This window comes from Dyella sp. (assembly GCF_051954575.1).
Classification (GTDB): Bacteria; Pseudomonadota; Gammaproteobacteria; order Xanthomonadales; family Rhodanobacteraceae; genus Dyella_B.
Window position 1 is genome coordinate 1 of record NZ_JBQCHP010000099.1, and the last position, 6857, is coordinate 6857.

Consider the following 6857-nt stretch of genomic DNA (forward strand, 5'->3'; position numbering starts at 1 on the left):
GCCGTCGGCGAAGGCAGACCGGCCGTCTGTCGAGACGGCGGATCGAAGGCATGCGGACAGACAGGGCTGGCCCAACTAGTGAATTTAAAGGGATGGGTGATGCCTGGAAGGCCCGCAGGCTGCGCCGCGCGGCTTGGCAAGACGGCCAGTCTTCCCGGCGCCGCGCAACACACCCTGCGAGCCTTCCAGGCATCATGACGACGGCGATACTTATTCAGTGCTGCCTTAATACCGACCATGGTCAGGCAGTGCCATTGCAGCCTTTGCAGACAAATTTTTAATCCTTTGCCGGACTGCATGCAGCGCTTTAAACCATGACGTGCACGGGCGCATCCAACTGTGCACCGACGTCGGAGGAACGGACATGATCGAACTGATGGCAATCGCTTTGGTGGTGGGCGCACTGTGGCTGGTCGGTTCCTTGATCGGCCTGATCTTGAAGGTGACTTTTGGCCTGATCGGCGGCGTCTTCGGCCTGCTTGCGGGCGCGCTCGGTTTGTTTATCGGCGGCCTGGTGATGTTGCTGGTGTTGCCGCTGATCGCGCTATCGCTGTTGCCGGTGCTGTTGCCGGCGCTGCTATTGTTCGGTCTGGTCTGGACAATTGTCCATCTTGCGCGCAAGCCGGCGCTCGCGCGGCAATCGTAATCGTCAATCGGGAATCGCAGAAACAACCTCCGGCAAGCCTGCCGCGGCCATTTATTACGATTCCCGATTTTCGATTCTCGCCCCCCTTTACAAATCCTGCACCACGAAATCAACCGGCACGCGCGCCCACGCTTTCACCGCGCGGCCGTCCATGACCGCGGGCTGGAACCGCCAGCTCGACAACACCTGTTCGCGCGCGCTTCTATCCAGCACGGAATAACCGCTGCTGTGCTCGACCACCACGTCGATCGGCTTGCCGCTTTCATCCACCAGTACGCGCAGCAACACGGTGCCTTGCATGTGCATGCGCAATGCCTGGATCGGAAAGTGCAGCGGCGAGGAACGATACGCCAGCGACACCACTCCCTGCGCCATGCTCGGCGGCGGTATCTCGGTTTGCGGCGGCGGACTCGGTTGCGGGTTGTCAGAAACCTCGGTCGAAGGCGGCGCGGTGATGACCGGTGGCGACATCTTCGGCAGTACATGCACCGGCACGGTGATCGGCACCGATTTCTGCAGCGGCACCACATCGATCGGCGGTGGCGGCGGTGGAGGTGGCGGATCCCGGAAGATCTGCATGGTGGTGGTTTTGGTGGCTTGGACGACTTCGGCAAACTGCGGCGCCAACGGACGCAGCGCGAAGACCAGTGCAGCAAGGTTGAGGGTGATAGCCGCACTCAATGCGGCAACGCGCTTCATATCCAGATCCGGATGATGCGCACGACGAACGACAGCCAGGCCTGCGGACGACATAGGACGACCTCCTGACAGAACGATGTGAGTTGTAGGCACCCGGGATGCTCTGTTCCATTCTGCGCAGTGCGTCACCAGCCCTGTCTGTCCGCATCTCTTCGGTCCATCGTCTCGACAGACGGCCAGGCTGCCTTCGCCGGTGACCCTGTGATCTGCGAACAGACAGGGCCGGTGACGCCACGCAGAATGGAACAGAGCATCCCAAGCCACGCCGTGTGGGGACACGGGGGGGATCGTGGCCGGTGCGGCTCCAGCGTATGCCTGCTTTTCCGGTTTGTGCAATAGCCGTCCAAATTGCGTGAAAAAACAGCATCCTTTTCACCGGCGGTGCACGGCCCGGCGCCGACAGTGCCCCGGCCCCGCCTGCCGGGGCGAACGACAAGGATCGTGCCGGGGACTTGCCCCATCGGGGAATTCATCTGTGTCGTGCTTCACCTCGAGTGGTGAAAAAACCCTCCGTATGCGAAGGAGCGCGTTCACTCATGTTCAAAGAGGGAGTACGCGTATCATGAAATCATCTACACAGCGGATAAGCTGGAAAGGTGCCTGCGCACTGGTCGTCATGGCCGTGTTCGGTGCCTGTGGCGCGACACTTGCGGCGGACAATGCCGCGCAGACGTTCACGCCCAAAGCGGTCGGCGAATTCGAAGCGAGCGTGCGTCCGCAAGGCGTGCCCACCGATTACGTGGTGACGCCGAACGGCTTTTTCTCGCCGTCCTGCGTGCAACGCGTGGAAGAAGGCGAAACCCTGCAAGCGGACGGCAGCATCCAAGCCGCCAACGGCCTGGTGCGCAAGGCGGCGCTTTGCACGCAGCCGCACTATCGCTTCGACGGCTCGCGCGTGGAGCCCAACGGCAGTTTCTCCATGCCGCCGATCCAGGCGCGCCAGCCCACCATCAACGGCTGGGTGGAAGACGCCAATTACTCAAGCTCAGTGAACATCGGCAAGCTCGTCGCGACCTGGAAGGTGCCCAGCACGCCGACCAACCAGTCTGGACAGACCGACTATTTCTTTCCCGGACTGGAGCAGTTGCCGACCGTGCAGAGCATCCTGCAGCCGGTGCTCGGCTATGGCGCCTTCAGTGGCACGGTGTGGACGCTCTCGAGCTGGAACTGCTGCGTCAGCGGCACCACCTACTACAGCGGCCCGATCAACGTGAGCGTGGGCGACACCATCCTGGGCACCACGCAATGCCAGGCGGCCAATAGCTGCAGTACCTGGAAAGTCATCTCCAAGGACGTCACCAAGGACACCAGCACCACCTTGACCACCAGCCCCTACGGCAACCTGCGTTGGGTGTTCGGTGGCGTGATGGAGGTGTATGGCGTCAGCAGTTGCAGCCAGCTGCCGGCCAGTTCGCCGCTGACCTATTCGAGCATCGCCGTCTACAACACGGCTTTCACCAAGATCTCGAGCACGCCATGGGGCGCGGATTACCCGGTCGGCTCGACCTCGCCGCAGTGCAGCTACAACGTATCCACCACATCCAGCAGCGTGACGCTGAGGTATTGACCCCAGGCGCCGTCGGGCTCCCCCGCCTCAGGCAGGCGGGGGAGTTTTCTTTGCGGAGACCCCAAAAAAAAACCCCGCGGGGGTGCGGGGCTGCAGGATTAACGGATATCGGGGAGGCGATATCCGTGACAGTTATTTTCCAGATAGGGAGCTTGGTGAACCGTGGAGTTCGCGTGACGGCGTTCTTCACGCACTGCACAGTGTGATGTTTGCCACAATTTCTGCGGATCCACGCGGGAGCTTACCGATGAACATCCACCGTTTCGTCAAAGGGGCAGGAGCCTTGGCGCTGTGTCTGGTCTGTTTGGGACTGGCGGCGCCAACCCGGGCGGCCCAGGACATCCACTGCAAGCTGCAATTTCGCCTGTCGGGCTGGTCGGCGTTCTACAAGCGGGCCGAGGGCAGCGGCACGGTCACCTGCGACAACGGGCAAAGCATGCAGGTGCATTTGCGCGCTGAAGGCGGCGGCCTGACCTTCGGCAAGACCGAGATCGACGACGGACACGGCAGCTTCACCGGCGTCTACGACATCCAGCAAGTGTTGGGCCATTACGGCGGTGCCGAGGCGCATGCCGGTGCGCAAGCCAGCGCGAACAGCCAGGTGGTGACCAAGGGCAACGTATCGCTGGCCTTGACCGGCAAAGGGCGGGGCTGGAACCTGGGCGTGGCGTTCGGAGCGTTCATCATCGAACGCTAGACGTTGCCCCGGCGAACGCCGGAGCCCGGCGACTTCCATTGCCAGCAAAGCCGCCGAGCCCCGTTTTGCAGGAACGACGCGTTACTGCTTCTGCGCCGGAATGAACTGCGTCCGCACCGCTTCGGCCATCTGCTCCGGCGGCAGCACGCCCTGGCCGATGATGAAGTCGTTGAACGCCTGGTGGTTGAACTTGTTGCCCAAGGCCAGTTCGGTCTGCAGGCGCAGCTGCTGCAGGTGCATGTAGCCGTAGAAATACGCCGTCGCCTGGCCGGGGCTGTTGAAGGTGTAGCGATCCAGTTCCTGGCGCGTCATCGCTTCGGACAGGCCCACGTCGTAGCGCAGTACGTCATGCGCGCGCTCCTTGCTGATCAGGCCGAGGTTCAACATCGGATCGAGGAAGGCGCGTGCCGCGCGCATCAAACGAAGCTGCAGCGTGACGAACTGCCCGGCCGGTGGCTCGTACGGCAGCATCTCGCCTTCCGAATACAACGCCCAGCCTTCCACGTTCACGCTGTTGAACGCGAACAGGCTGCGCGCCAGGGAAACGCCGCGTTCGACCATTGCCGCGTATTGCAACTCATGTCCCGGACGGCCTTCGTGCGCGGTGAGCGACCAGGCAGCGGCTTTGTAGGTGAAGTCGTCATACGCATCCGAGCCGCCGTTGGCGGAAGGATTGCCCATGGTCAGCACGAAGGTGCCGCGTTCGCCATGGTTGTTGACCAGTGGTGGTGGATCCATGTGCGGTGCGGGCGTGGAGGCCGCCTCGGCTTCGGAAGCCACATGGATCTGCATGTCGCGCTGCGGCAGGGTCACGATGTGCTCGCGGCGGATGGTGTCTTCGATCTTGCCGATCACCTCGTGATACCACGGCATCACCTGGTCCTTGCCCAATTGCTGCTTTTTGAGCGCCTTGAGCACGTCGCGGTAATCGGTGGAGGAAATGCCTTCCTCCTTGGCGACGATCGGCGCCATCATCTGCATCGCCTGCCGCACCTCGGAGAATTCCAGTTGCGCCTGCTTGATCAGCTCTTCGGGCGCAATATCGATGCCCGTGCTCTTGAGGTTATAGGCGTATAGCGGTTCGGGCAGGCGGAAGTCGGTGCGTTGACGCGGCACGATGGTCTTGCGCACCCATGCGTCGTATTCCTTGAGCTGCGCATCCAGCGCATCGAGTGCGGCCTTGGCCTGGGCATCGTCGAGTTTGTATTTCCCGAACAGCTGCCGCACGCCTTGTGCATAGCGCTGGCTGTTGGACAGCTGTTGATCGACGTTGCCTTTGTATGGCCCAAGCAGATGCGTGTCGGCCAGGCGCGCCGCGGTCTGCGCTTCGGCCAGCTTGACCAGCGGCGTGCAGCCGGGCGCCGTGCCCACGTAGCATTCCAGGCGCTTGAGCGCGTTCGGCCGGCGCTTGGCATCCACCTCGTCGCGCAGCAGTGCGAATTCGCCGTTGAAAATAAGCTGGCCCATATCCTGGTAGGGCAGCATGTATTTGTCGTTGAGGTCGATGCCTTCGATCGACAACCCTGCCGACTTGATCATGATCTGAAGATCCTGGCGAACGTTCGGATCCTTCTCCGCAGCCAGCTTGGCTTCGAGGTTGCGCTTGGCCTCGACCAGCGCCTTGCGCTGCCGTGCGTCGGCATCGGGCTTGAAATCGCTGACCTTGTCGTCGTAGCCGGTCAGGCCGATCTGCGTGGCGTTCTCGGGATTGAACGCGCCGATGACGTCGAGCAGAACCTTGGCGTCCTCGTTGCTGCGTTCGACCCACGAGGGCGACTGAGTAGCTTGTGCGTAAGCCGATCCGGTGGCAGCCAGGGCGATCGCCGCGGCCAGGGCGAGACGTTTCTTCATGATGGATATCCCTATGAGCTCGGTTGGTCGCGCGAGCTTATTCGCTAAGGCCGGGCTGCTGCCATGCCCCAGAAGCTTGGTTACAGATTAAGCAGCCATACCCCGGCGGCCAGCGCCACCATCACCACCGACAGCACCAGCTTCACCAGCGTGCCGAACAAGAGGCCCAGCCAGGTGCCGATACCCACGTGGGCGGAACGCAGCACGCTTTTGCTGGAAATGAGCTCCCCGGCCAGCGCGCCCACGAACGGGCCGAGGATCAGGCCGGGTATCCCTAGGAACATGCCGATGAACGTGCCGATCGATGCGCCCCAGATCGCCATGGAGCTGGCCCCCACGCGCTTGGCACCCAGCGAGGCGGCGATGAAATCCATCGCCACGCCGAACGCGGCCAGCACGCCTAGCACGATCAGCCAGCTCACGCCCAGATGCTGGTAATCGTCTAGCGCCGCCGCCAGCCAGATGCCGCCGAAGATCATCGGAATACCCGGCAGGGTTGGCAGTACGGTGCCGATCAGGCCACCCAGGATCAGGGCGATGGCCAGTGCGTACAGCGCGATATCCATGAAAAACATGCGGAGGTTCCCTGGCAAAGTAGATCGGCCACAATAGTCTGTCGCCGTTTCGCGGCGGACGCGTTACTTACTGGGTGAACCCGTGCCAGATACCACCACGCTGCTGAAGGCCGACGAACTGGGGCGCATCGAGATCGTCGAGCGCAACGGCGTGCGCTGCATACGCCGCGATATCCGCGCCGCGCGCTGGTGGGCACGCGCCTTCGCCCATCGTGCCGCGGCGCGTGAAGCGCGTGCGCTGGCCAAGCTGGAAGGCATCGACGGTGTGCCCGCCCTGCTGGCATGGAATGGCCGCGAACTGCTGCGTAGCTACATCGACGGCCGGCCGATGCAACAGGCGCAGCCGCGTGACACCGCCTACTACCGCAATGCGCTGCGCTTGCTGGCGCAACTGCACCGGCGCGGCATCGTGCACAACGATCTGGCCAAGGAGCCGAACTGGCTGGTGCGCGTGGATGGCGGCCCGGCGCTGGTGGATTTCCAGATCGCCTGGACGCGCGGAAAACGTGGCCGCCTGTTCCGGTTGCTCGCGCGCGAGGATCTGCGCCATCTGCTCAAGCACAAGCGCACGTATTGCGCGCATGCATTGAGCGCACGGCAGCAGGCGATGTTGAATACGCCCGCGCCGCATTCGCGCCTGTGGCGCGCGACCGGCAAGCGGCTTTACAAGTTGATCGCGCGCAGAGTGTTTGGGTATTGGGATAACGAGGGGAAGGGAAGAGTGCGCGACTCGTAGGTTGGGTTAGCGCAGCGTAAACCAACCATTGTTCGCGATGAGGAAGTTTAGTTTTGTTAAGCTGGGCAAACCCAACCAAAAAATTA

Annotated in this window: 8 protein-coding genes; 4 read left to right on the forward strand and 4 right to left on the reverse strand. The window is 62.5% G+C overall.

Translation table 11 applies throughout. From position 1 onward, the window contains the following. Nucleotides 1-299: hypothetical protein (locus ACTHNE_RS13910; protein WP_440269573.1), on the reverse strand; the 299-nt coding region annotated here is incomplete at its 3' end. 65 nt (nt 300-364) lie between these two features. Between ACTHNE_RS13910 and ACTHNE_RS13915 the strand changes: the two genes are divergently transcribed. Next, nucleotides 365-646, forward strand: coding sequence for a hypothetical protein (locus ACTHNE_RS13915; protein ID WP_324941408.1), 282 nt, complete (start codon nt 365-367; stop codon nt 644-646). 87 nt (nt 647-733) lie between these two features. Here the strand turns inward: ACTHNE_RS13915 and ACTHNE_RS13920 are convergent, their stop codons facing one another. Next, nucleotides 734-1399, reverse strand: a complete 666-nt coding sequence (locus ACTHNE_RS13920) for an energy transducer TonB (protein WP_440269574.1) — start codon at nt 1397-1399, stop codon at nt 734-736. Between the two features lie 508 nt (nt 1400-1907). Between ACTHNE_RS13920 and ACTHNE_RS13925 the strand changes: the two genes are divergently transcribed. After that, nucleotides 1908-2912: a hypothetical protein gene (locus tag ACTHNE_RS13925; protein WP_440269575.1), complete on the forward strand. Its 1005-nt coding sequence runs from the start codon at nt 1908-1910 to the stop codon at nt 2910-2912. A 247-nt stretch (nt 2913-3159) separates the two neighbouring features. Next, the gene (locus ACTHNE_RS13930; RefSeq protein WP_324941399.1) at nt 3160-3609 is read left to right on the forward strand and encodes a hypothetical protein; all 450 of its coding nucleotides are present in this window, start codon (nt 3160-3162) and stop codon (nt 3607-3609) included. 81 nt (nt 3610-3690) lie between these two features. Here the strand turns inward: ACTHNE_RS13930 and ACTHNE_RS13935 are convergent, their stop codons facing one another. Continuing rightward, the gene (locus ACTHNE_RS13935; protein WP_324941396.1) at nt 3691-5460 is read right to left on the reverse strand and encodes a DUF885 domain-containing protein; all 1770 of its coding nucleotides are present in this window, start codon (nt 5458-5460) and stop codon (nt 3691-3693) included. Nucleotides 5461-5540: 80 nt separating this feature from the next. Next, nucleotides 5541-6026, reverse strand: coding sequence for a DUF456 domain-containing protein (locus ACTHNE_RS13940; RefSeq protein WP_324941452.1), 486 nt, complete (start codon nt 6024-6026; stop codon nt 5541-5543). Between the two features lie 91 nt (nt 6027-6117). Here ACTHNE_RS13940 and ACTHNE_RS13945 point away from each other — a divergent pair, with 91 nt between their 5' ends. Further along, nucleotides 6118-6771 (forward strand): serine/threonine protein kinase, encoded by a 654-nt coding sequence (locus ACTHNE_RS13945; RefSeq protein ID WP_440269576.1) that lies wholly within the window; start codon nt 6118-6120, stop codon nt 6769-6771. Nucleotides 6772-6857: the final 86 nt, after the last annotated feature.